The sequence below is a fragment of the Marinomonas phaeophyticola genome, assembly GCF_026966905.1.
Classification (GTDB): Bacteria; Pseudomonadota; Gammaproteobacteria; order Pseudomonadales; family Marinomonadaceae; genus Marinomonas; species Marinomonas phaeophyticola.
On the sequence record NZ_JAPUBN010000010.1, the window covers coordinates 67,604 to 91,813 of the forward strand.

Sequence of the window (24,210 nt, forward strand, 5' to 3'; positions counted from 1 at the left end):
CTACTCCTCAAGCCCATATTCTTTGTCGAGCTTGTTCATTTTCCATGCGTAATGGAAAATGATCCCAATAAACGTGATAATGGAACCTTGCTGAGCAAACCAAAATCCGAGGTCTGTACCGCCAATGGCAATTCCAGAAAGTAGTGGGCGCAGTAGAATACCGCAGCCATAGGAAACGAAAGTCCAAACGACTAAACTGCCTATAATCAGTCTGACGTTTGCCTTCCAATAATTTTCAGCGTTGTTTTTTTGATCTGCCACAGGCGATCTCCTTATAATTATTTTTATTTGCAAGCCTAATTTAGCAGTACTTAACCAAAGTTGAAGTCCGACTTTAGTCGAAGGAGAGAGGAAAAATGAAGGTAAGTTATGTTTAAGCGTATTCATCATGTGGCGATTATTTGCTCTGATTATGCGCTTTCTAAGCGTTTTTATAGCGAAATTTTAAAGTTAGAGATTATTGCTGAGAATTACCGTGAGTCTAGACAGTCATATAAACTCGATCTAGGTTTACCTGATGGTGGGCAAATTGAACTTTTTCTTTCCCTAACCCGCCTAAAAGGCCTTCAACACCTGAGGCACAAGGACTAAGGCATCTGGCTTTTGTTGTTGAGTCGGTAGCAGAAACTAAACAATATTTAGAAGATCAAGGAGTAGCGGTTGAGGAAATTAGAGTGGATGAGTTCACGGGCAAACGCTTTACCTTTTTTCAAGATCCAGACCGTTTGCCCTTAGAGCTCTATGAGGCGTGATAAGAGGCCTCATAGAGCTAAATAATTATGACACTTGCAATAATTTAGCCAAATCTTTTGAATGGGAAATGGTTCCTTTATTCATAAAAGCCTCGTGATTTTTTTCGACTTCATCTATATCGTAAAAGTAATTTACTAACAAACCGGCTGATTGCATTAGCCCTTTTTCTGATTTGTCCCCTAGCCAGTTTAAGCGCTCAATACGGGCACCATTGCCTAAATGGAAACGTGTTACTGGATCATAAGGCTTACCTGATTTCTTCGCGTTGATGAGATATTGAGCGCAAAGCTTCATCAAAATAGGTTGTAATAAATCGCAATGTTCTTGGCTAGCAGGCCAATTTACTTCATTCATTAGGCTTAACGTTGTGCGCGAGCTGCTGTTAATAAATCGGCTTTCTAAATTATCCAATTCATGAGATAGCCAACGTCGGAAGGTTGGTATAGGAGATAATGTTGCAAACTGGGTTAATTGAGGGCATTCTTTTTTTAGCTCCATGACCACCTGTTTGATTAAAAAATTACCAAATGAAATGCCTGCTAATCCAGATTGGCAATTACTAATAGAATAAAAAATGGCCGTATCTAGGACGTCATTATGACTATTATCATAGGGATTAGGATCAATTAAAGGATCAATCGCGCTCGCTAAACCATTTACTAACGCGACCTCTACGAATATTAAGGGTTCGTTTGGTAATGAGGCGTGGAAAAAAGCATAGCACCTACGGTTCGGCCCCAGCCGTTTTTTTAGATCATCCCAACCAGACATGGAATGCACGGCTTCGTATTCAATCAGCTTTTCTAGAATAACGGCCGGAGTATTCCAATCAATTTCTGCTAGGGTTAAAAACCCTCTATTAAACCAAGATTTAAGCAAATGCAGTAAGTCAAAATCAATCGGTTTAAGCTCAGGATGGTCTTTTACGAGGCGCAGAAAGTCTTTACGTAAAGCCACAATGACTTCTGTTCCCTTGGAGGCCATATTCATGCGTTTAAATAATTTTTGACGAGGCGCCTCGATAGCTTCGCTTAAAGCAACATAAGAGTCATAGCTAGGTTCATCACGATAGGCATTAGCGAGAGTAATAACCGCTTCAGGGTCGGGTGAATACTGTTCTAGTAAATGCTGGAAGAAGCTCAACTTTTTTTCATCGTCCGCGGTTTGATACGAAGTGGCGACTTCGTTCGCAATTGCGGTTCCAAGAGCTTCTCCTTTATTTGACATTAAGTCAGCGCAATATTCTTCTAATGTCTTTGATTTTCGGGAATCATTCTTGCGAGACAACATCTCACGGCCAACATCTGCAACCGAACTTAGCCATTTATTCAACAACATACAAACCCTTAACACTTATGATTTTTAGATTGGTTTTAAGGTATAAGATTGTCGCATGGAAGGTAAAAAAGAGCATCTTTCTTATATCGATAAATCACATTATCGAAGTATAAGTTTTTAATTTACATACTGATTAATAAATACTTTGTGGAAGTCGAAGTTTTGTCGTTTGAATGTAAAAAAGAGTCGTGTTTTGCGTTATCTCTAAATAATAAAAGTGAATAATGGCTGCTTATCTATGGGGTGGATAGGGCATCTGTTGCTCTCTCCTAAATAATAAGGGAGCAGAAGCTCTGATTATTTTTCATTAAGGAATATGGTTATGTTCATGGCATTTGTTTTTACACTTAACCAGCTTCTCAGCCATGGATTTGGCCTATTTTTATTTGCCGCTTTGGTGCCTATGATGCGTGCTGAAGTAGGTATAACTCATTGGCAGTTAGCGCTAATTGGAGCGCTAACTCAAATTGCTTACCTCGCAGGTGCTTTATTATTAGGCAGTATTGGGCATAGGATTGGTACGGTTAGATTATCCATTTCGACAGGGGCCCTAACGAGTGTATTGTTGTTTAGCCTGTCGGTTCTTGATGATCCGATATTTATTATTATGGCGCTTACATTATTAGCGGCAAGTGCCTCCATCAGCTGGGGGACCATAGTTGAAATCGTTAGCCGTCATGCCCAGAAGGGTCAATGTTCGACGTATTTAACCACGATTTCAAGTGGTACGGCCTGGGGTTATGTTATTAATGGCTGTGTGATCTTATTCGTAGTGCCTCTTTTCGGTTGGCAAGCCAGTTGGCTAATAGCATCCCTGTATGGGGCTTTTGTTGTGGTTCTGACCTTAGGTATGTTAATGAAGCTCATATCATCGCAAGCCGTAAATGATATGGAAGAGGATATTATATTAAGCCGGAGAGCGTTGTCTTCCAAGCAACTATTGAATACTGTCATTAAGCATCCTGTAGCAAGGTTCTCTTGCTTAGTGTGTTTGTTGGTTGGTTTTTCTACTATGCCGTTCTCTAATTGGCTAAACACCTACCTTGATGGATTAGGACTGGCTTCTAATCTGGGGGGTTATACTTGGACGGTAGCAGGTATTAGCGGTATTTTATCAAGCTTTCTCATTGGTAAGTTGGCAGACACAAAAGGCCATGCATATGCTTTACTGGTCATTTTTGGTGTGTTTTTCGTTTGCCTGCTTACCTTTCTCTATGATGTTGCTTTATTTTCCCCTGTTGCTGGGTTTGGTTATGGATTGATGTATTTCCCTATGTGGGGAGTCGTTGCCGGTTGGGTCGGACAATCATTTGGTTCAACGGCGACCATGCAAATTAATGGTATTTGTATGGTGACTTTTGGCTTAGGTGGTACAGTGGGGAATTTAGTAGCAGGTTATATTTATGACCTGACGCAGTCTTTAGAGCTCGTTTATATTATTATCGCTGCCGATGCTTTTTTACTGGTGCTTTTAGGATGCTGGATCATGTGGCATCAAAAACATAAGCTAACTTTGTATAATAATGCAGGCCACCCATAACTTTATTGATGTTTCTTTAATCACTGTCTAAACTGAAAAACCAAACTCATGGATGAGGAAGAGATTATGCCAAGGGCCAGAAGTCAACAAGTCAGTTTGTCTGACACGCCGTATTACCATTGCATCAGTCGATGCGTTCGCCGTGCTTTTTTGTGTGGTGAAGATTCAGTGACAGGAAAAAGCTTTGAGCACCGTCGCGGTTGGATTGAAGCGCGTATTCTCTTTTTATCGCAGATATTTTCCATTGATATTTGTGCTTATGCGGTAATGAGTAACCACCTTCATTTAGTTCTTCATGTCGATGACAAGCAAGCCAAAAATTGGTCTACACACGAAGTGTTGAGGCGGTGGCATTCTCTTCATAAAGGCACATTGTTCACTCAACAATTCGCTCGTGGTGAGGCTATGCCTGAGTATGCTATTGAATTAGCTGAAAGTTCTGCTGAAAACTATCGTTCAAGGTTGTCAGATATCAGTTGGTTTATGCGGGAGTTAAACGAACCCATCGCACGGCAAGCGAACCGTGAAGATGAGTGTACAGGTCGATTTTGGGAGGGGCGTTTTAAATCTCAAACCTTGTTAGACGAAGCCTCTGTTTTGGCTTGTATGGCCTATGTTGACCTTAATCCAATTCGAGCCAATATCGCACCCACGCCTGAAACATCGGACTTCACCAGTATCAAGATGCGAGTCAAATCAGCGAAAAAAGGTACTCAACCTAAAGCCCTGCACCCTTTTATTGGTAATGAGCGAAATGAGAAAAGCGAGGGAATTCTATTTAAGTTAACGGATTATCTTGAACTGGTTGATATGACAGGTCGTATTGCCCGACAAGACAAAAGAGGCGCGATTGACTTGTCACTTACACCCATTTTACAGCGGCTTGGAATATCGTCTGATAACTGGCTAACCATCGCCATTCAGTTTGAGCAAAATACTCATGGCGTAGTTGGCCAGGAGCACAGTATTACCCGTTACAAAAATGCTCAACCAAGGTCTAGGCCTAATAAACGCTGTTGTCGATTACTGGCCTAGACATCAAAAAGTATCTTATTTCAAGCTAGATGTGACTGACTAAGCTGTTAGTAATTTTGCTTGTCTAAACCTCCTTATTTTATAGGGCTTTACTTTTGTAAGTCTCATTTCTGATTCAAATTTCGTGTTTTTCTTGATCATCGGTGATCTCTCGAGTAGTGAAATTAGTAAACCTTCAGATAAAACTAAAAATGGGTTAACTAAAAATGGGTGTCATAGAACAAAACTAAAAATGGGTGTCATTGATCGATTTCAATTAGATAAAAGATCGTATCGATTTCAAATCGAAGTAACTTGCAGGACTCTCATATACTCCTGATCTAAGGGGAGTCGCTTTAACTTCTAATGCATCTTTACCGAGAGCAACTTTGGTGCTGTTATCGAATTGTAAAATATGGGTGTCTACTGCCATGCTGCCATGTTAAGTTGACGTTTTTTCCTTAAATTCGCACAAATCCTCAATAATACAAGCATCGCATTTAGGTTTGCGGGCGACGCAAATATAGCGTCCGTGTAGAATCATCCAATGATGGGCGTCTAGCAAAAACTCTTTTGGAACAAACTTTAATAGCTTGGCTTCGACTTCTAATACATTTTTACCGGGAGCAACTTTGGTGCGGTTACCAAAGCGAAAAATATGGGTGTCTACTGCCATGGCGATTTGACGAAAGGCAGTGTTTAAGACCACATTTGCTGTTTTACGGCCAACGCCGGGTAGGGCTTCTAAGTCTTCTCGATTATCCGGCACAATGCTATTGTGTTTTTCAATCAGCATGCGGCATGTCTTTATGGTATTTTCAGCCTTAGCGTTAAATAGGCCAATGGTTTTGATGTATTCTTTGAGGCCATCAACGCCTAAAGCAAGTATGGCTTCAGGCGTATTGGCTACAGGGAACAGTTTTCTGGTGGCTTTATTGACACTGACATCTGTTGCTTGTGCAGACAATAAAACAGCGATAAGCAGTTCAAACGGTGAGTTGTATTCTAACTCTGTTTTTGGGTTTGGATTTTCTGCTCGTAAGCGGCTAAAAATCTCATGTCTTTTTTGCTTATTCACTGTATGTTATCCCTATTTATATCTATGTCATCAAAACAGAGCTTATTTTTCGCTATTATGCGATTAATTCTAACGTTAAGAGTGTGTTATTGCCGCCTTTATTAAGCCACATTTCCTGTTACTCGAACGCGTTTCGAGCCAGGAGCGGTTTTTTCTTTCTTGGCTTCTATGCGCGCTTTTTCTTTTTGATCCCAGTAGTTTTTCAACGCAATTAAAAGACCTAAACCAATGAAGGCTCCAGGAGGTAAAATAGCGAACAGGACATCGTTATAATCAGAAAAGACAACCCACTTCCAGTCGCTTGCTATATCGCCAAACAACAGTGACATATCAGAGAAAAGTGTTCCCTGACCTACTAACTCACGCATGCCTCCTAATACCACGAGAATGATCATAAACCCAAGCCCCATCATAAAGCCGTCTAAGGCTGAAGGCAGAATGGGATTACGACTAGCGAAAGCATCCGCACGTCCTAAAATTGCACAGTTGGTCACAATGAGTGGAATGAAAATACCCAGAATTTGATAGAGCTCATAGGTATAAGCTTGCATTAATAATTCAATACAGGTGGTAAATGACGCTATGATCATAACAAAGGCGGGCAAACGTACGGCGTCTGCTACATAGTTACGTATTAAAGAGACCGCCATATTAGATCCGACTAATACCACAAGCGTGGCTAAACCTAGGCCGATGGCATTAACAACAGTGCTCGTTACCGCTAGAAGAGGGCACAGACCCAATAACTGGACTAAGGCTGGGTTGTTCTTCCAAATGCCGTTGTAAACGATTTCGGCGTAGTCTGTTCCTGTTTTCGTTGTTTCTACTGTGTCATCAACTAAGTTGTTATCACTCATTTTATATCCTGTAACGGCTAAAACCTGATGGTTAACGTTTTAATAAGCTGTCTTTGTTTTGTTCAAAGTAGGTTAGTGTATTTTTTATGGATCGAACCACGGCACGAGGGGTAATGGTGGCCCCCGTAAACTGATCAAAAGCACCACCATCTTTTTTTACTTGCCAATGTTTCTCGGCATTTTCATCTAAGAAGGTACCAACAAAGCCATTAACCCAGGGAGACTTCTTAATATCTACTTTATCACCAAGCCCTGGTGTTTCTTTATGGCTGATGATACGTGTACCTGTGACTATGCCATTTTTATCTATGGCGACGAGCAGATCTAAATTCCCGTTATAGCCCCCTGGAGCCGTAGTTTCAAAGATGATAGCGGTTACCTCGCTATTCATTCTCGCAAAATACGCATGGTGAGGTTCTGTTGAGCCTAACAGTGGATCTGACAGCGTTATTACATCTGTATAAAGTTCATTGTTGTAGCGATCCGTTGGCAAAATTTCACTAAATGCCGCTAATTGAGCTTCAATAATATTATTGGCAATGGTTTCTTTTGTTAATTGGTTCGTGATGGCAATAATTCCTGCGGTGACTACAGCAAAGAGGCCTAATCCAAGGCTATTTCGGCGAATAGAGGCAATAAGATCCATTATTTAGAGTCTCCAATTTTCAGGCCTTTTTTGGCTTTTGTATGACCGTATGCTCGTGGCTGGCTGTAGTAGTCGATAAAAGGTGCGGCAAAATTCATCAGTAACACCGCGAAAGCAATCGCGTCAGGGTAACCTCCCCAGGTTCGAATAATGTAAATTAAGACACCAATGCCGCAACCGTAGAACAGTTTGCCCTTATTACTTGTGCATGAGGATACAGGGTCGGTAGCAATAAAGAAGGCACCAAACATGGCGGCCCCAGTGGTTAAATGAAAATAGGGTGTAGCGGCATTACTGGAATCCACCATATAGAATAGTGAGGCCATCACAGCCAAAGCGCCGAGAAATGCCACGGGGGTGTGCCAAGTGATAATACGCAAATAAAGTAAAGCTAACCCTCCAAGAAGGTAAGCCATATTGACATAAAACCAGTTAGATAGATTGGCAGTACTTAGCCCTTCGATACTGGCAAAAGCTTCCGAGCTCATTAAGCTTTCTTTATGTTTAAATGCATCTAAAGGCGTAGCCATTGTATAGCTGTCGATAACAGGCGCACTGGATAAAATGGCCGCTAGTGAATCCGTCAAAGGTAAGGTCGCCTGAGCGATGACAAGATCGGCTGAACCTAGCCACTGTGTCATAGGCACAGGGAAAGAAACTAAAACAATAGCATAACCGACCATGGCAGGATTGAAAGGGTTATTACCCAAGCCGCCATATACTTGTTTGGCAAAAATAATCGCAAACGAAGCGGCGGTAACCGTCAACCACCAAGGAACGCTTGGAGGTAAGGCTAGGCCAAGTAATACGGCTGTCAGTACCGCGCTGTAATCTTTTAAAAAGAATGCAATGGAGCGTTGACGTAATTTTAAAATAAGCGCTTCACTGGCTAACGCGGCCACAATGGCAATCATGATATTAACTAGCGTACCCCAGCCGAATAGTGCTGTCTGCACCACCAGTCCAGGTACCGTCGCTGCGATAACCATTAACATAACCCACGAGGTTTTGCGGCCTGCTCTTTGAGTATGAGGAGAAGTAATCCTTAAAAGTGCCATTTAATTTTTCTCTTGCGTGTTGAGGAGTTGAGACAGCTCGGTTTCAGCGACCATTTGAGCGGCTTGCTTTTCGCTGATGGCGATTTGTATCTCAGCGGCATTCTCCGGCTCTTTCTCCAATTTTTTATTGAGTTTACTTAATTGTGCTTTTGCTAAAGCGACGGCAATTTTTTGTTTTTTAATTTGATCGGCCAATGGGTTTGGTGCTTCTGCTTTAGTATCAGAAGATGTGTTTGTCGATGATGGCGTTAGTTGGGCTAATTGCGCTTGTAGTGCGGTAACTTTAGCTTCATTCTCGTTTAACTTCTTCGTCAACCCTGATGCTTCGATAGCACTCTCGTCTAAACCGTCACTTTTCATCGCGTCTATGTTTTTCTTGGCTTTTTTAACAGCCGCATTGGCAATAGCTATATCAATTTTTAACTTTTTGCTGGCCACTTGATCCGTGTCTGACGGCCCTTTTCTTTCGACAGTGATCGAGTTTTTCTCCGTAGAAGACTTTTCAAACGCGTCTTTCGCCGCCGTCAGAGACTTATCCAATTCAGCGGCACGTGATGTGGCTGTCTCAAGTTGTTGATTAAGTTCACCCAGTTCTGGCGCATTAATGTCTTCTGCCCGTTTAATGGCTTTTTCAATTTTCTTAACCGCTGCTTTTGCGATGGCGGTATCGATTTTTAATTGTTTAATGGCCGCCTCTTCTGAGTTGGTGACCTTGGCAGTTTTAACGGGTGCCGGTGCCACTGTACTTAATTCAGTTTCTAACTGGCTGAGAGTGTTTTTTTGTTCATCTACTTCAATCTGGAGTTGAGAAATCGATTCGCTTCTCTCTTCTTCTTGGGCTGTAGTGAGGGCTTTTTCTAATTTTTTCAACTTGGCTTTAGCAATAGCAATGTCTATTTTTAACTTTTTGCTTGCATCATTTGCCGTCGATGGTTTTGCGGCTTCAGGTGTACCTGCGGCTACTTTTTTATCATGGTCTTTCTTTGGGGCCGGTTTGGTTCGAGCTAAACGTTTCGCTTCTTTCTCAGCGGCTTCTGCTTCTTGTCGTGCTTTACGAGCCTCGAAACGAATTTTTGCATGATCCGATTTAATATTCGCTTCGCGAGCTTCTCTAATTTCGCTTTTTCCATGACGGTAATATTGCACTAATGGAATGTTGCTAGGGCACACATAGGAACAAGCGCCGCACTCAATACAATCAAAGAGGTTGTAATGTTCTGCTTTTTCAAATTCTTGACTCTTGGTAAACCATAATAATTGCTGCGGTAGCAAGCTCGCAGGACAGACTTGTTCACACATTCCGCAACGAATACACGCTTGTTCTGGTGCTGGCTGAGGTAACTCTTTTGCCGTACCCGCTAGAATACAGTTCGTTGTTTTTACGACAGGAACCGCATGGTTTTCTAAGGTAAAGCCCATCATAGGGCCACCCATGATTAACCTTTGTAATTGAGACGCATCACAGCCCGCGTAATTAAGGAGGTGCTCAATAGGTGTGCCCAGAAGGACTTCTACGTTTTGTGGCTGAGAAAGTGCGTCACCAGTAAGAGTCGTAATGCGTGAAATTAACGGTTTTCCAAGCACGATTGCATCGTAAATAGCCACGCAGGTTCCAACGTTTTGGCAAATAATACCAATATCTATAGGGTGTTTTCCGCTTGGTACTTCTTGATCTGTGAGCAATTGAATCAGTTGTTTTTCACCACCGGATGGGTATTTCGTTGGAACAACAACCAATTTTATTTGCTTTTCAAGATGACGAATTCTTAGTTCATTTTGTAACCGTTCGATTGCTTTTGGCTTGTTGTCTTCAATACCTATTAATACTTCATTGGCTTCTGCAAGGAATTGCAAAATTTGTATACCTTGCACCAATTGTGCTGTTTTCTCGCGGATCAGCATGTCGTCCGCCGTAATATAAGGTTCGCATTCGGCGGCATTGATAATCAAATATTCAAGGTTGTTTTTTTGTGCACCTTGCAGCTTCACCTGAGTTGGAAACCCCGCGCCTCCCATGCCGACAATGCCCATTTCAGCAAGATAGGTTAATACGTCTGTTTTAGTGGATTCTTGCCATAAGGGTAACGGGTGAAGCTCACACCATGTTTCTTGATTGTCAGGTTCAAGGACAATACATGCATCCTGTAAACCTGATGGATGAGCAATGGCTTTTTCTTCAATGGCTTTGATGTGACCAGAAGTTGGAGCATGTAAAAAACTACTTAAAAAACCATTGTTAATAGCAATCGTTTGCCCCTTCAAAACATAATCACCAACATGGACTAACGGGCGAGATGCCTGACCAATGTGCTGTCCTAGCGGCAGAATCAGTTCTTGAGGAAGCTTAGGTTTACCCAATGGGAGTTGTAAAGATTGGGTCTTGTTCTGTTCAGGGTGAATACCACCGTGAAAATCAAAAATCGTTGCGGCAGATGACATTTTAGTGACTGGCCTCCGTTGAAGGTTGACGGTCAGTAGCAATTAAATTTCCAGGGCGTGACATAGGACCAACGGGTTTATCCCATGACCATGTTTTTGCCGTCACACCTATTTCAACCATATCAATACAATCTACTGGACAGGGTTCTATACATAAATCACAGCCAGTACATTCATCGGCAATCACCGTGTGCATTTGTTTAGCGGCACCTAAGATGGCATCAACAGGACAGGCTTGAATACATTTAGTACAGCCAATACATTCATCTTCACGAATCACAGCAACGCGTTTTGCGGTTTCTTCTCCGTGATCCCCATCTAGAGGAATGGCTTCCACATCTAATAAGTCTGCTAGTGCTTGAATTGTAGCTTGGCCTCCAGGAGGGCAGTGGTTGATAGCTTCTCCATTCGCAATGGCTTCAGCGTAAGGACGACATCCAGGGTGTCCACATTGCCCACATTGTGTTTGTGGCAAAATCGCGTCAATTTGCTCTACAATAGGATCACCTTCGACATGAAAACGGACATTGGCAAATCCTAGAATTGCTCCGAAAATAAGAGAAAGCAGTAACAGTATGCCTACAGCGATAAGTATGGTTGTCATAGGGGCACCTATATTTGAACTAAGCCAGTGAAGCCCATAAAGGCAAGAGCCATCAGGCCTGCGGTTAACATACCAATGGCTGAGCCACGAAATACACTGGGTACATCAGCAACATTAATACGTTCGCGCATGGCAGAAAATAAAATTAATACGAAAGCGAAACCCACTGCGGCGCCAAACCCATAAAGAATGGAGTCAACAAAACCGTGCTGTTTACTGGTATTTTGTAAGGCCACACCCAATACCGCACAGTTAGTAGTAATAAGTGGTAGGAATATCCCCAGAACACGATAAAGAAGAGGACTGGTCTTACGAACAACCATTTCCGTGAACTGTACGACTACGGCGATGACAAGAATAAAGGAAATGGTTTTCAAATACTCAAGTCCAAAAGGTCGTAGAATGTATTCGAAGGTCAAATAACTACATAAGCTCGACAAGGTTAAAACGAATGTTGTCGCCATTGCCATACCGATCGATGTTTCTAATTTACTCGAAACACCCATAAAAGGGCAAAGACCTAAAAATTGTACCAGCACGAAATTGTTTACCAATATAGTACTGACCAAAATTAAGAGATATTCAGTCATCTCACGTCCAAATAAAAATTATGGTGGGTTTATAAAGTAATGCGCGCAAAAGGAACCTATTTGCAGCGTAACTATACCAAGCGGCTTATAACTAACAAAACTAAAAATGCGTATTCTTTAGTCTTATTTAGAATATAATTAATAAGGTATTCTTATAAGAGTGGCTTTTATTATTCTATTCTAGACACTTACTTTTGTTAAGATCAGCCATAAATAGGAGTCGGTAAACACAGTAATTACCGACTCCTATTGTTTTTGATCTCTATTTTACATGATACGTTGGCCTGGTTTAGCTCCGTCATGCAGTTCCATTAAGTAAATTTCTTCACCACCAGGGCCCGCGGCCAAGACCATGCCTTCGGATAGACCAAACTTCATTTTACGTGGTGCTAAGTTAGCGACCATTACCGTCAGTTTGCCTTCTAAATCTTCTGGCTTGTAAGCCGATTTGATACCAGAAAAAACAGTACGAGTTTCACCGCCGATATCTAAAGTAAGCTTTAGTAGCTTATTTGCTTTTGGTACATGCTCAGCTTTGACGATAAGTGCAACACGTAAATCGACTTTAGCAAAGGCGTCGAAATCGATTTCAGCCGCAATTGGCTCCTTCGATAGTTCACTTATTTCCTCTACTGCTTCAGCGGTAGTTGTTGTTTCTTTCGCTGCTTCGGCAACCGCCTCTTTGGACTCTTCAATCATGGCTTCAATTTGCTTCGCGTCAATACGACCCATTAAAGGCGAAAATTTATTTACATTCTTACCGAAAAGTAATTCGCTACGATTGTCCCATGTCAGTTCTTTGTTTAAAAAGACCTCTGTATCCGTGACTAGGTTTGGCATAACGGGTTTCAAATAGGTCATCAAAATACTGAATAAATTAAGTGCAACGGTACAAACTTCTTGTGCCTTACTAAGCGTTTCTTCGTTTTTCGCTAATACCCAAGGCGCTTGATCCGCTATATACGTATTGGCTATGTCAGCAAGGCGCATGATTTCGCGGATGGCTTTGCCATATTCTCTTTGTTCAAAGAAATTCGCAATCACGTCTCCTGCATCAATAAAGCTTTGTATCATTTCCATTTCAACAATATCAGTAGAGAGGGTGTTGTCGAATTTTTTGTTGATAAAGCTAGCGGTACGGCTGGCGATATTGACAATTTTGCCTACCACATCCGAGTTTACTCTTTGTACAAAATCTTCAAGATTTAAATCGATATCATCGATGCTGTTGTTTAACTTAGCCGCAAAATAATAACGAATGTATTGAGGGTCTAAATGATTGAGGTAGGTTCTTGCCATGATAAAAGTACCGCGAGATTTGGACATCTTAGTACCATTAACCGTAACGTAGCCATGGGCGTTGACGCCAGTTGGAGTACGGTAACCAGCAGAGTGCAACATGGCTGGCCAGAACAACGCATGGAAGTTAATAATATCTTTACCGATAAAGTGATACAGTTCGGCGTCAGAATCTTTTCCCCAATAGTCATCAAACTCTAAACCTTCCGTACGATCACAAAGGTTTTTGAAGCTGGCCATGTAGCCGATAGGGGCATCTAGCCAAACGTAAAAATATTTACCTGGTGCATCTGGGATTTCAAACCCAAAGTAAGGTGCATCACGGCTGATGTCCCATTCCTGTAAACCAGAGTCTAACCATTCTGAGAGTTTATTTGCGACCTGATCTTGTAAGGTGCCACTGCGAGTCCACTTTGCTAGAAACTCTTGGAAATCGGGCAGTTTAAAAAAGTAATGTTCGGATTCTTTTTCAACTGGAGTGGCGCCTGAATAAACAGAACGAGGGTCAATCATCTCCATTGGTGTATAAGTAGCTGAACAGACTTCGCAATTATCGCCGTATTGATCTTCTGCTTTACATTTAGGGCACGTCCCTTTAATAAAGCGATCCGCAAGGAACATTTCTTTTTCCGGGTCATAAGCTTGAACGATAGAGCGAACAGAAATTTTGCCGTTTTCACGTAACGCTTTATAAATAGAAGACGATAGCGCTTTGTTTTCTTCAGAATGGGTCGTATGGTAGTTGTCGTAACCGATTAAAAAATCGTTAAAATCGGCCATGTGTTCTTTACGCACGCCATCGATCAGTTCTTCAGAGGTAATTCCATTATTATTGGCTTTAATCATAATGGCGGTACCATGTGCGTCATCTGCACAAACCGCTGTACATAAATGACCTCTTAGTTTCTGGAAGCGTACCCAAATATCAGTTTGAATATGTTCAAGCATATGACCTAAATGAATGGGTCCATTTGCATAAGGAAGGGCGCTAGTAACTAAAATTTTGCGTTGCGAGTGTGCCATTTTATGTGAGCCTATTAAATATGATGACATTCCAGTAGTTTTTTATGATGGGTAAATAGACACATCAACAAAATAACCTGTGGATTTAAGTGTGGCGCTCGAATCTTTATCGGATCAAATCCGCTATATTCGTTAATAATCTAGGAATAGAAGAAAAGATTGATTCGGGTCGCTATTAAAATTCTAACCGCGTAATTATAAGAACCACTGAAATAGGTGCAAGTGCTGGGCTTGCTTTTATGGCAAATGCCCCCATTTTTTCACAATTATGAGCGTAATTTTACCTGTGCTCGCGGTATTTCATTTTAGGAGAAGCGTTTCATGCTAACCGACGTACAAATATTGTCTGAATTAAAGGCTTTAGAAGATGTGAATTCAGGGGCGGACTACGGCGATGTGTGGCAATTATCGACTCAACCTGAGTCTATAATGCTTACATTACGCTTACCTTATGTCGCTCAAACAGAGAAACAAAGCCTGATCAATCGTATTCAAGGTACCTTGAGCCGATTAGGTGAAATACGCCCCGTTCGTTTAAGTATTGAAAGTACAATCGAAGCTTATGGTACTCAGGGTAACTTACCTGGTATGGCAGGGGTTAAAAACGTGATTGCCGTTGCATCTGGGAAAGGAGGTGTAGGTAAATCTACCACAACCGTCAATCTGGCGTTAGCCATGGCTCAAGAAGGCGCAAAGGTTGGTATATTGGATGCCGATATTTATGGTCCTAGCCAAGGGATGATGTTGGGTTTTGATGCGGAGACTCGGCCTAAAGTACGCGATGAAAAGTTTTTTATTCCACCAGTTGCCTATGGCGTACAAGTGATGTCTATGGCTTTTTTAATGACCAAAGATACTCCTGTTGCATGGCGTGGACCTATGGTTACGGGTGCACTGATGCAACTATTAACCCAAACGGATTGGGATGATTTGGATTTCTTATTTGTTGATATGCCGCCGGGTACGGGGGATATTCAGCTGACTCTGTCACAAAAAGTTCCAGTAGCGGGATCTGTTATTGTCACCACGCCTCAAGATATTGCCTTATTGGACGCTCGTCGTGGTATTGAGATGTTTCGTAAAGTAAATATCCCTGTGCTGGGAGTCGTAGAAAATATGTCAACTCATATTTGCTCCAACTGTGGTCATCATGAGGCTATTTTTGGTGACGAGGGTGGGGACGCATTAGCGCAAGAATTTGATGTTAACGTATTGGGAAAATTGCCTTTAAGTTTAGCGATTCGTAAACAAAGTGATGCCGGTGCACCTCCTGTAGTAAGTGACGAAAAAGGTGATGTGGCGGCAATTTATCATTCGATTGCGCGCAAGCTTGGTGCTACTCTTGCCAATTCAAATACTTCTTTTGAAATGCCAACTATAGGCATGAGTGACGACTAAGGAAAAATAATGCGTTTGTGTGACCGAGATATCATAGCCGCCCTTGATGAGGGCGTTATCACCATTGATCCAAGGCCCGATAACAATTCTATCAGTGGGGTATCTGTAGATTTAACTTTGGGTAATTCCTTTCGAGTTTTTCAAGGGCACCCTGCACCTTATTTGGATCTAAGTGGGCCAAAAGAAGCGCTTAATAAAACCATTGAATCGGTAATGGGTGATGAGATTATTTTACCTGATGGAGAACCTTTTTTTATTCACCCCGGAGAACTGGTATTGGGTGTCACTAAAGAATCTATCTCCATTCCTGAACATTTAGTTGGTTGGCTAGATGGCCGTTCTTCTTTGGCCCGTTTAGGGTTGATGGTACACGTTACCGCACATCGAATTGATCCTGGTTGGAGTGGTGGTATTGTTTTAGAATTTCTGAACGGGGGGAAGCTGCCTTTAGCCGTTTGTCCAGGTATGACCATTGGTGCGATTAACTTCGAAACCATGTCTGGTCCGGCCGATCGCCCGTATAACAAACGCGATAACGCCAAGTATCGTGATCAAAGCTCCGCAGTTGGGAGTCGTATTAGTAATGATGAGAAGTTTAGCTAGTATGTTATTGAGTTGCCTATACTAAAGAACTACATCTAGTCTTGCCTTTTTCATTAGAGCCTATAGGGTACTAGTGTGAAAAAGGTAGGGCTTTTTAACGCTGTGAGCTAACTGAAATACAGTAAACTTAACGCATAAATTTCAGCCCACTTGGAAAGTATATGAACCTTACGGTAGCTCTAGGCGAAACAGAAAAAACTAACCTTATCATTCAACGTAACTGGATTACCGGTAGCCTCTTTTACGTAGAAAATGGTGAAATGAGGTCCTTGAATAAACCAACTCATTCTGAGCGAAGTTTCCTTATAAGTCGTAAACAAACGTTTGAATTCACTGTTGGCTTAGATGAAAAGCATAATATACGTCTAGAGCGTATTCGGCCTTTAGTATTTGGAGGGGTTCGGCCACACAGTTATGAAATTTTTGTTAATGATGAACTTATTAAAAGCTATAAAGGATTTTAGCTCATCTGAGACCTCACGAAGTCTATTTTACGAATGTAGAGATAACTCCACCTTGATCAAAGTTTGCAGGAAGCGTTCGAAAAAAGGCTACATTTTATTTTTTTTGTAATTTTAATGAAGGTTGTAAGTTTTTGTAATTAGATCTTCTTATATTTTCTAACTGATTGTAATTTTTGATTTTTTTTTTGAATGTTGATTTATGCAGTAGTTTTTTCTTTTTTTACGATATTTTTTAAGTCCTTGAAATCTCTAGTTAATATTTTTTGGGGGGAATTAATGTGGTAACTCTTGTTTCTATTATGTTCTGAATATTTGTGTTGAAAAGAAAAAATGGTGGTAGTGTAGTGAACTTATTTAATTTTATATTCTAATATTTACGTTGGGATTGTGTATTCCTCCCATTAGATAGATTTTTGAATTTTCTTTTTTAGAAAACTATCATTTATTTTAATTAGAATAGATAATAATTTGGAGAAATCAGCATGGCGATTACTGATCAGCAAGAAAATCAGATATTCAAAACGATTATAGGTTTGTTTAATGGCGGTATTGATGCTAACAATTTGTCGGCGTTTGCTAGCTTTATTGATTCAGGGAATAGCTTATTAGATTTATCCAACTTCCTTGCAAGTACATCCATTTTTAAAGAAACCATTATGGGAGGAAAGGTCACTGTAAAAAGTCAAGTCGATGTGATGATGCACAACTTTGGCTTAACTTCTAGTACAGACCCTTCAAGCGCGGGTTTTGAGGCTGAAGCTTTTTTCACTGCACAAATTAATGCTGGGGTAGGGTTCGGAGCTATCGTTTTTGAGGCTATTAATTATCTTTCTCAAGAGAACCTACCTACACCTTTTGTACCATACGCCACGTTATTAAATAATAAGGCTCAAGTATCTAAAATATTTGTAGGAACCAACCCTCCTGCGGATGTCGCTGTATTAATCGGGCTGATGAATGACGTCACGTCCTCTAATACGGTTACACCTGAAGATGCGGCTGCCTACGTTGATGCCTATTCAGCGAATAAGGTGCTACTGACGAGTGCTGCTGATAACCTAACGGGTACAGCTAGTAGCGATGTTTATTCCGCTGTTAATGATCCTACAGGCAATGCCACGACACTATCTAATGCTGATGTTATTGATGGTGCTGGCGGTACTGACCAACTTGACTTGCGGATTGCCAGTGTAATGAACTCGGGTAATGGGGGCGATACTATTTCGCCATTACTATCGAACATTGAGAATTTTTACCTAAAAAATCAAACAACAGACTCCTTTAAGTTCAATTTTGAAAATGTCATAGGAGAAGCTCATATTTGGGATAAGGGCTCCATATCTGGTGCACATACTAAAGTAATCAATATTGATCCTATGACGAAAGTTGGTATGTTGGGAACGCAAGGGCTGTTTTTTGCCCATTTTAGTGGTGATCGTTCAGGAACTACCGATGCGTTTACGCTTGATTTAAATGGAGCAGGAACAAAAGAACATTTTAGCGTTTTTAGTACGATTCATGCAGATGAATTGGATGATGATAGTTTTGAAATTGCTCATATTATAAGCTCGACAAATGCATCCTATATCACAATAGGGTTGAATAAGATGACCCTTTCGACCTTGGATATTTCAGGTGATGCGACTTTAGTGATGGATGACCACAATGATTTTACGGGCTTAAGTACCATTTATGCATCCTCGATGACTGCTGGTGGTATAGATATTGATGCTCGTGATAGTGAAGAGAGCAATTTTATATTTATCGGAAGCTCGGTTGATGATCGTATTGTATTGAAGAACAGTACGGTCAATTTGTCTGCATCACTTAATGGAGGCGATGGTCAAGATACCCTAGCAACCTTTAGTTTTAATAACTTAGATGCCGATGCGTTAAATAGAGTTATTGGGATTGAGCTATTGGAAGGAGCTAACGGAGCAGAGAGCTTAAGTGCATCCGATTTTACCAGTATCAATGATTTTCTTTTTACCGGTACAACATCAACAAATAATGGTTTTACTTTATCGAATCTTGAGACAAATGACAGAAGTATTTTTTCTACCGATATAGTTTCTGGTGGGAGCTATGCTCTTCGTCTAGAAGGTAAAAATGCAGGTAATACCGCCACTATTGAAATGCGTAGTAGTGATGCTACAAATGGTGAAACCATATTAACGGCGACATCAAATAATAATGAAAGATACGGTATTGAAATACGCTCTAATATCTCCTCATTAACACTGGATTCTACTGGAACGGGCTCCAATGCCCATGTGATAGAAACGAGTCAAAGCAATAGTTATTTTGGTTCTGCTATTGGAAACTCAAGTACGTCCGTATTTAATATTACTGGGTCTCATGACCTTAGTCTTATGGCTAAAGTTGGAACAAACCTTTCTAATGGTAATAAATTAAATGGTTTTTCTGATGCAGCAAATGTTGATGCCAGTACGTTTACTGGTGTTTTACGTATTGCTGGCTCGTCTTCTGATGATGTAATTAAGGGCGGGAGTAATGACGATATCATTTATGGGCAAGGCGGTTCTGATTCATTAATTGGTAATGGCGGGGCGGATCAATTCAGGTTATCTGGATACAATAATCAAACGGATGTTATTACTGATTTTAATCAAGGAACAGATAAAGTTGGTTTAAATGAATTTGATTTTACCAATACAAATGCTACTGCGAATGGTGTAGCTTTATCCCTGACTGATTATATTGAAAACAGGCTTGCCATTACTAATATCGGTAGTTCAGATGCAGATAAAGTCATTGAATTGCAGTCCTCTTTAAATAATGGACAGATTTCTACAGATACAGGTGCGGATATTGAGGCTTTTGTCCTTGTTCATAATACAACCTCTGGTAATGCTGAGTTGTGGTATGACAATGATTGGAGCACGTCTAGTAATCGAGATCATGTAATTACTTTTGACAACATCACTGATTTAGTAGGCGTTCAATCTTTTACTCATTCAGATTTTGTTGAATATACTTATTAAAGATTTGTATCAATATTTTGTTAAAATAATAGTAAATTAAGGTGATTATAGGTGGGTGGTTGAAAGTGTACGAGCCCCCACCTAATTATTTAATCAATAGATGTATGTCCGCATTATTTTTTAAAACATTCTATTGTAAGCCTATATGACAATCTCCATCGGATGCTGCTTCTATTTGTGTTTAAGTAAATAAATGCAAACGTCTAGAATATATGATTAGTAAAGGACTGTTAATATTCTAGGGTATAGGGCGCTTTGTGGTTTATGAAGCTCACAAGTACGTATTTGAGATGTTGATAGTATGTTGCCGTATATCAATGTACATTTGTTACTTAATCTTTTTCTTAATTCAATTCTATAAAGGTCTGTTACCAAGACGGCCACCGTAATTCCCTGCAATATTGGCGTTCAAATAGGAGTGCTAGATGCAAACTAAATTTACTGTTCAAATTGATTCCTTCCACAAAGTTAACAAAATCCAAAATGCATGGTCAAATGAGGATTATCGTGCCCTTATGATGATTATGAATTTTGATGATGATCTCGATACCATGGATGCCGCAGAACTTAAAGAAATGTGTATGATGTCGTTAAATGATCAATCACCTGCGGAAGCCGCTAAGGTGGTGCTAACGCATTTATTCCCTGATTTATCCCCGGGTAAGGTGGATCAAATAAGTCATGATATGCTGGATGATCGTTCCTGGGAAGAGTATTCAGACTGCCTATATCATGAGCGTTTTTTTAATGCTTATGCCTTATTACGAGAAGCGTTTAATGGCGTTTTTGCGAAGCCAACAGGCGTTGAGTTTACGATGACGGTGACGGCATTTCATATTGAAGATATGGAGATATTTGATAACTCACTCAACTCTTCTATTGTGAGATTATTAGCAAGTGGGCAAGATGATAACGCCTTAATAAATCGTTTATATGAAGATCAGATACAAGGGGAGCAATTTCCTCAGGCCCCTGGTATTGTATGGCAGCTTAAGCAGGTAGTAGATAGTGGATTATCTCGTCAGTTTAGCTTAATCAGCTCCTATTTTTGGCTGGAAAATTTTGATCAACTAGAGGCGTTTAATGCTGCTTCTCATGCAGATACAGAGGATTAAAGAAAAACCGTAGTCCAGATTAATAGTGTATTAAGCTAAAGCGCTGCCATTGGTGGCGTTTTTTATTGTCTTAATGTCTTTTTTGTCAAGATCAGTATATTGGGTGCTTTCATCATGGTAAAACTAAGAAGGTATGAGCATGCGTTACCAAGGTATAAAAGTGACAATGATAACGGGATTTCTTGGTGCGGGGAAAACGACTTTGATTCAGCATATGTTGGCACAAGCGCCAGCGTATGAGCGTTGGGCTGTGTTGGTAAATGAGTTTGGCGATATAGGCTTAGATGCCGCGCTATTAGAGAAAGAGGTCGTGAAGGGGAAGCGCTTAATTGATGGTGGCAAGCATCCGGTTGTTATTAAGGAAGTACCTGGTGGTTGTGTCTGTTGTGCGACATCAGCTGCCTTTGCGCTGGGGTTAAATCAACTGATTCGGCAGCAAAATCCTGATCGCATTTTTATCGAACCGTCGGGCTTAGGTCATCCAAAGCAAATTTTACAAAAATTGAAGGCGCTAGAGTATCGAGAAGTCTTGATTGTGACGGGCGTATTTTGTGTTCTGGATGCCCGTAACCTTGCTGATCGTCGTTATACTCAACATGCAATCTTTAATGACCAAATTGATGTGGCGGATGCGATTGTTTTTAGTCATAGGGATTGCTATAGCGATAAGGATGTTGTGCAGCTTTCGTCCTTTTGTCAACAAAAAGCAAAAAAAAACTATTTTGCCACTGATCCGATGACGTTATCTCTAGAAAATCTAGATATTGGTTTAATGGGGGCATCTGACTTAATAAAGGAAGCGTTTATAGGCAGTGAAGGGGATTATTTGCATCCTCACGACAATCACGACAATCACGACAATCACGACAATCACGACAATCACGACAATCACGACAATCACGACAATCACGACAATCACGACAATCACGACAATCACGACAATCACGACAATCACGACAATCATCATGATTCCCATTATCTAAAAAAACACTCACCCCTAACAAATCAAGTTTATTATGTAAAAGAGCAAGATGGGATGAAAGTGGCGGGCTGGTGTTGGCCAGACTCGAGGGTGTTTTCTGAAGAGAGATTGAGGTTGAGCTTGCTAGAAATGGTGTCTATAGAAGACGTTTATCGTGTTAAGGGCGTATTTCGTTTAATTGAAGGGCAAGGGTTATTTATTAATGCATCGAGAGGTGAGCTAATGATGGAATTGTCACCTTGGGTGGAAAGTAGTCGTTTTGAAGTGATTGGTTTGGCCGATTCAGTTTGGGATGATTTGATTAAAGAAATGTGTTCGAAGTTAATATAACTTATTGTTTTTATTTAACTAATTGTTAAGGTATCTCTAAGTTAAGTTTGTCAAATATTATGCTTTTATGTTTGTTGCTTGATTTTGTGATTATTTTTGTCAGGTATTATGGAGGCTTTTGTTATTGAGAGATTTATGTTTATCCTCCACTCTTAATGCATAAGCGCACCATTGAACTAATGAGTGTAACGACAAGATAAAACAATAAATGAGGTAGAGAACATGCCTGAATATAAAGCACCGTTACGTGATATTAAATTTGTCACTGAAGAGTTACTTAATTTTTCAACTCATTATGCCAACATACCTGGCGGCGAAGAAGCCACTCCAGATATGGTTGATGCCATTCTAGAAGAAGGGGCTAAGTTTTCTGAGCGTGTATTGTCACCATTAAATCGTATAGGTGACCAACAAGGTTGTACTTTTACGGATGGTGTTGTTACAACGCCTGATGGCTTTAAAGAAGCATACCAACAATATGTTGAAGGTGGATGGCCAGCATTAGCTCATTCTGAAGAAGTGGGGGGCAAGGTCTACCTGAATCGCTTGGTATGATGGTGACTGAAATGGTAGCTTCTGCAAATTGGTCTTGGAGCATGTATCCAGGATTAAGTCATGGAGCGATGAATACCATTGAAAGTCATGGTACGGATGAACAAAAGCAGACGTATTTGACTAAGCTTGTTTCTGGTGAATGGACAGGCACTATGTGTTTAACTGAGTCACATTGCGGTACGGATTTAGGTTTATTAAAAACCAAAGCCGAGCCTAACGATGACGGTTCTTACTCTATTTCGGGTACTAAGATCTTTATTTCTGCGGGCGAACACGATATGGCTGGCAACATAGTGCATATTGTATTAGCTCGTATTGCGGGAGCGCCCGAGGGAACGAAAGGCATCTCGTTATTTATTGTACCTAAGTTTAATGTTAACGAAGATGGCTCTATCGCCGATAGAAATGGTGTTTCTTGTGGATCCATTGAACATAAAATGGGCATTCATGGTAACGCGACGTGTGTTATGAACTTTGATAGTGCAAAGGGCTTCTTGATCGGGCCTGCTAATAAAGGTTTGAATTGCATGTTTACCTTTATGAATACCGCTCGTTTAGGAACGGCATTACAAGGTTTGGTTCACAGTGAGTGGGCATTACAAAACTCTGTTACCTATGCGAAAGATCGTTTACAAATGCGTTCTCTGTCTGGTGCTAAATCACCGGATAAACCGGCCGATTCAATTATTGTACATCCAGATGTGCGTCGTATGTTGCTAACGCAAAAAGCATTTGCAGAAGGCGGGCGTGCACTTGTGCATTATTGTTCTAAACTGGTTGATATTACTAAGAAAGGCTCATCGGATGAAAAAGCAGAAGCTGATGAGCTTATGTCTTTATTAACACCCATTGCGAAAGCTTTCTTGACGGAAACGGGTTTTGAATCAGCTAACCAAGGCCTACAGGTGTTTGGTGGCCATGGTTTTATTGCTGAATGGGGGATGGAGCAAAATGTACGTGATGCGCGTATTTCTATGTTGTATGAAGGTACAACAGGCATTCAAGCATTGGATTTATTAGGTCGTAAAGTCCTTATGACTCAGGGCGCAACGTTAAAACGGTTCACAAAAATTGTGCATAAGTTCTGTAAAGAACATAAAGGCAATAAACAAGTTAAGCCATTGATCAGTGAGTTAAATAAATTAAATGGCGAATGGGGGGATTTAACCCTAAAAATTGGTATGAAAGCGATGCGTAACAAAGATGAAGTTGGTGCCGCGTCATTTGATTATTTAATGTTCTCTGGTTATGTCGTATTGGCGTATTTCTGGGCCAATATGGCGGTTGTTGCACAGACTAAGTTAGATGAAGGTACGGATGAGGTGGCTTTCTATACCGCTAAGCTACAAACAGCGACTTTCTATTACGAACGTTTGTTACCTCGAACTCGTGGGCACGTTGCCGCGATGTTATCCGGGGCGGATAACCTTTTATCAATGGAAGAAGAAAATTTCGTGATTGCCTAAAAATAGTGAATGCATTTCATAGGCAATAGGCAAGTTGATGAATTTTATAATGA

18 protein-coding genes and 2 pseudogenes are annotated in these 24,210 nt (G+C 40.8%); 10 read left to right on the top strand and 10 right to left on the bottom strand.

Going from position 1 to position 24,210, the window contains the following annotated elements; translation table 11 throughout:
* On the bottom strand, positions 1–261 hold the full coding sequence (locus O1D97_RS03010) for a DUF4212 domain-containing protein (RefSeq protein ID WP_269122696.1): 261 nt from the start codon (positions 259–261) through the stop codon (positions 1–3).
* Positions 262–369: 108 nt separating this feature from the next.
* On the opposite strand from O1D97_RS03010, the pseudogene gloA2 reads away from it, so the two are divergent.
* A pseudogene (gene gloA2 / locus O1D97_RS03015) lies at positions 370–752 on the top strand (SMU1112c/YaeR family gloxylase I-like metalloprotein).
* Positions 753–777: 25 nt separating this feature from the next.
* Here the strand turns inward: gloA2 and O1D97_RS03020 are convergent.
* Positions 778–2,091 carry a malonyl-CoA decarboxylase gene (locus tag O1D97_RS03020; protein ID WP_269122698.1) on the bottom strand — a complete coding sequence of 438 codons (1,314 nt, stop codon included), beginning with the start codon at positions 2,089–2,091 and terminating at the stop codon, positions 778–780.
* Between the two features lie 328 nt (positions 2,092–2,419).
* On the opposite strand from O1D97_RS03020, the gene O1D97_RS03025 reads away from it, so the two are divergent.
* Both O1D97_RS03025 and O1D97_RS03030 read left to right on the top strand, forming a co-directional pair.
* Positions 2,420–3,631: an MFS transporter gene (locus O1D97_RS03025; RefSeq protein WP_269122700.1), complete on the top strand. Its 1,212-nt coding sequence runs from the start codon at positions 2,420–2,422 to the stop codon at positions 3,629–3,631.
* Positions 3,632–3,697: 66 nt separating this feature from the next.
* The gene (locus tag O1D97_RS03030; RefSeq protein ID WP_269122702.1) at positions 3,698–4,666 is read left to right on the top strand and encodes a transposase; all 969 of its coding nucleotides are present in this window, start codon (positions 3,698–3,700) and stop codon (positions 4,664–4,666) included.
* A 421-nt stretch (positions 4,667–5,087) separates the two neighbouring features.
* Here O1D97_RS03030 and nth read toward each other — a convergent pair whose 3' ends face one another.
* The 8 genes from nth to metG all read right to left on the bottom strand — a co-directional run bounded on the left by nth (position 5,088) and on the right by metG (position 14,239).
* The gene (gene nth, locus O1D97_RS03035; protein WP_269122704.1) at positions 5,088–5,723 is read right to left on the bottom strand and encodes an endonuclease III; all 636 of its coding nucleotides are present in this window, start codon (positions 5,721–5,723) and stop codon (positions 5,088–5,090) included.
* Between the two features lie 101 nt (positions 5,724–5,824).
* Positions 5,825–6,580, bottom strand: a complete 756-nt coding sequence (locus O1D97_RS03040; protein ID WP_269122706.1) for an electron transport complex subunit E — start codon at positions 6,578–6,580, stop codon at positions 5,825–5,827.
* A gap of 31 nt (positions 6,581–6,611) precedes the next feature.
* Positions 6,612–7,226, bottom strand: a complete 615-nt coding sequence (gene rsxG / locus O1D97_RS03045) for an electron transport complex subunit RsxG (protein ID WP_269122708.1) — start codon at positions 7,224–7,226, stop codon at positions 6,612–6,614.
* Positions 7,226–8,284 carry an electron transport complex subunit RsxD gene (gene rsxD / locus O1D97_RS03050; protein ID WP_269122710.1) on the bottom strand — a complete coding sequence of 353 codons (1,059 nt, stop codon included), beginning with the start codon at positions 8,282–8,284 and terminating at the stop codon, positions 7,226–7,228. Before rsxD ends, rsxG begins: the two co-directional genes overlap by 1 nt.
* The gene (rsxC, locus tag O1D97_RS03055) at positions 8,285–10,723 is read right to left on the bottom strand and encodes an electron transport complex subunit RsxC (protein ID WP_269122712.1); all 2,439 of its coding nucleotides are present in this window, start codon (positions 10,721–10,723) and stop codon (positions 8,285–8,287) included.
* 1 nt (position 10,724) lies between these two features.
* Positions 10,725–11,327 (bottom strand): electron transport complex subunit RsxB, encoded by a 603-nt coding sequence (gene rsxB, locus O1D97_RS03060; RefSeq protein ID WP_269122714.1) that lies wholly within the window; start codon positions 11,325–11,327, stop codon positions 10,725–10,727.
* An 8-nt stretch (positions 11,328–11,335) separates the two neighbouring features.
* Positions 11,336–11,917, bottom strand: a complete 582-nt coding sequence (gene rsxA / locus O1D97_RS03065) for an electron transport complex subunit RsxA (protein WP_269122716.1) — start codon at positions 11,915–11,917, stop codon at positions 11,336–11,338.
* Positions 11,918–12,184: 267 nt separating this feature from the next.
* Positions 12,185–14,239, bottom strand: coding sequence for a methionine--tRNA ligase (gene metG / locus O1D97_RS03070; RefSeq protein WP_269122718.1), 2,055 nt, complete (start codon positions 14,237–14,239; stop codon positions 12,185–12,187).
* A gap of 321 nt (positions 14,240–14,560) precedes the next feature.
* Between metG and apbC the strand changes: the two genes are divergently transcribed.
* The 7 genes and pseudogenes from apbC to O1D97_RS03105 all read left to right on the top strand — a co-directional run bounded on the left by apbC (position 14,561) and on the right by O1D97_RS03105 (position 24,157).
* Positions 14,561–15,637 carry an iron-sulfur cluster carrier protein ApbC gene (gene apbC, locus O1D97_RS03075; RefSeq protein WP_269122720.1) on the top strand — a complete coding sequence of 359 codons (1,077 nt, stop codon included), beginning with the start codon at positions 14,561–14,563 and terminating at the stop codon, positions 15,635–15,637.
* Positions 15,638–15,646: 9 nt separating this feature from the next.
* The gene (dcd, locus tag O1D97_RS03080) at positions 15,647–16,240 is read left to right on the top strand and encodes a dCTP deaminase (protein ID WP_269122722.1); all 594 of its coding nucleotides are present in this window, start codon (positions 15,647–15,649) and stop codon (positions 16,238–16,240) included.
* 161 nt (positions 16,241–16,401) lie between these two features.
* A complete protein-coding gene (locus tag O1D97_RS03085; protein WP_269122724.1) occupies positions 16,402–16,704 on the top strand; it encodes a hypothetical protein in 303 nt (100 codons plus the stop codon).
* A 482-nt stretch (positions 16,705–17,186) separates the two neighbouring features.
* The gene (locus O1D97_RS03090) at positions 17,187–19,709 is read left to right on the top strand and encodes a calcium-binding protein (RefSeq protein WP_269122726.1); all 2,523 of its coding nucleotides are present in this window, start codon (positions 17,187–17,189) and stop codon (positions 19,707–19,709) included.
* 425 nt (positions 19,710–20,134) lie between these two features.
* Complete coding sequence (locus O1D97_RS03095) at positions 20,135–20,824, top strand: hypothetical protein (protein ID WP_269122727.1); 690 nt, start codon at positions 20,135–20,137, stop codon at positions 20,822–20,824.
* Between the two features lie 139 nt (positions 20,825–20,963).
* Positions 20,964–22,136: a GTP-binding protein gene (locus O1D97_RS03100; protein WP_269122728.1), complete on the top strand. Its 1,173-nt coding sequence runs from the start codon at positions 20,964–20,966 to the stop codon at positions 22,134–22,136.
* A gap of 222 nt (positions 22,137–22,358) precedes the next feature.
* Positions 22,359–24,157: pseudogene (locus tag O1D97_RS03105) on the top strand (acyl-CoA dehydrogenase C-terminal domain-containing protein).
* Positions 24,158–24,210: the final 53 nt, after the last annotated feature.

Coding starts and splice junctions, on each gene's coding strand:
- rsxA (WP_269122716.1), bottom strand. CDS start 11,917: ATGACTGAATATCTCTTAATTTTGGTCAGTACTATATTGGTAAACAAT.
- apbC (WP_269122720.1), top strand. CDS start 14,561: ATGCTAACCGACGTACAAATATTGTCTGAATTAAAGGCTTTAGAAGAT.
- O1D97_RS03040 (WP_269122706.1), bottom strand. CDS start 6,580: ATGAGTGATAACAACTTAGTTGATGACACAGTAGAAACAACGAAAACA.
- O1D97_RS03085 (WP_269122724.1), top strand. CDS start 16,402: ATGAACCTTACGGTAGCTCTAGGCGAAACAGAAAAAACTAACCTTATC.
- rsxD (WP_269122710.1), bottom strand. CDS start 8,284: ATGGCACTTTTAAGGATTACTTCTCCTCATACTCAAAGAGCAGGCCGC.
- rsxC (WP_269122712.1), bottom strand. CDS start 10,723: ATGTCATCTGCCGCAACGATTTTTGATTTTCACGGTGGTATTCACCCT.
- O1D97_RS03025 (WP_269122700.1), top strand. CDS start 2,420: ATGGCATTTGTTTTTACACTTAACCAGCTTCTCAGCCATGGATTTGGC.
- O1D97_RS03095 (WP_269122727.1), top strand. CDS start 20,135: ATGCAAACTAAATTTACTGTTCAAATTGATTCCTTCCACAAAGTTAAC.
- O1D97_RS03030 (WP_269122702.1), top strand. CDS start 3,698: ATGCCAAGGGCCAGAAGTCAACAAGTCAGTTTGTCTGACACGCCGTAT.
- O1D97_RS03090 (WP_269122726.1), top strand. CDS start 17,187: ATGGCGATTACTGATCAGCAAGAAAATCAGATATTCAAAACGATTATA.
- O1D97_RS03100 (WP_269122728.1), top strand. CDS start 20,964: ATGCGTTACCAAGGTATAAAAGTGACAATGATAACGGGATTTCTTGGT.
- dcd (WP_269122722.1), top strand. CDS start 15,647: ATGCGTTTGTGTGACCGAGATATCATAGCCGCCCTTGATGAGGGCGTT.
- O1D97_RS03020 (WP_269122698.1), bottom strand. CDS start 2,091: ATGTTGTTGAATAAATGGCTAAGTTCGGTTGCAGATGTTGGCCGTGAG.
- rsxB (WP_269122714.1), bottom strand. CDS start 11,327: ATGACAACCATACTTATCGCTGTAGGCATACTGTTACTGCTTTCTCTT.
- metG (WP_269122718.1), bottom strand. CDS start 14,239: ATGGCACACTCGCAACGCAAAATTTTAGTTACTAGCGCCCTTCCTTAT.
- rsxG (WP_269122708.1), bottom strand. CDS start 7,226: ATGGATCTTATTGCCTCTATTCGCCGAAATAGCCTTGGATTAGGCCTC.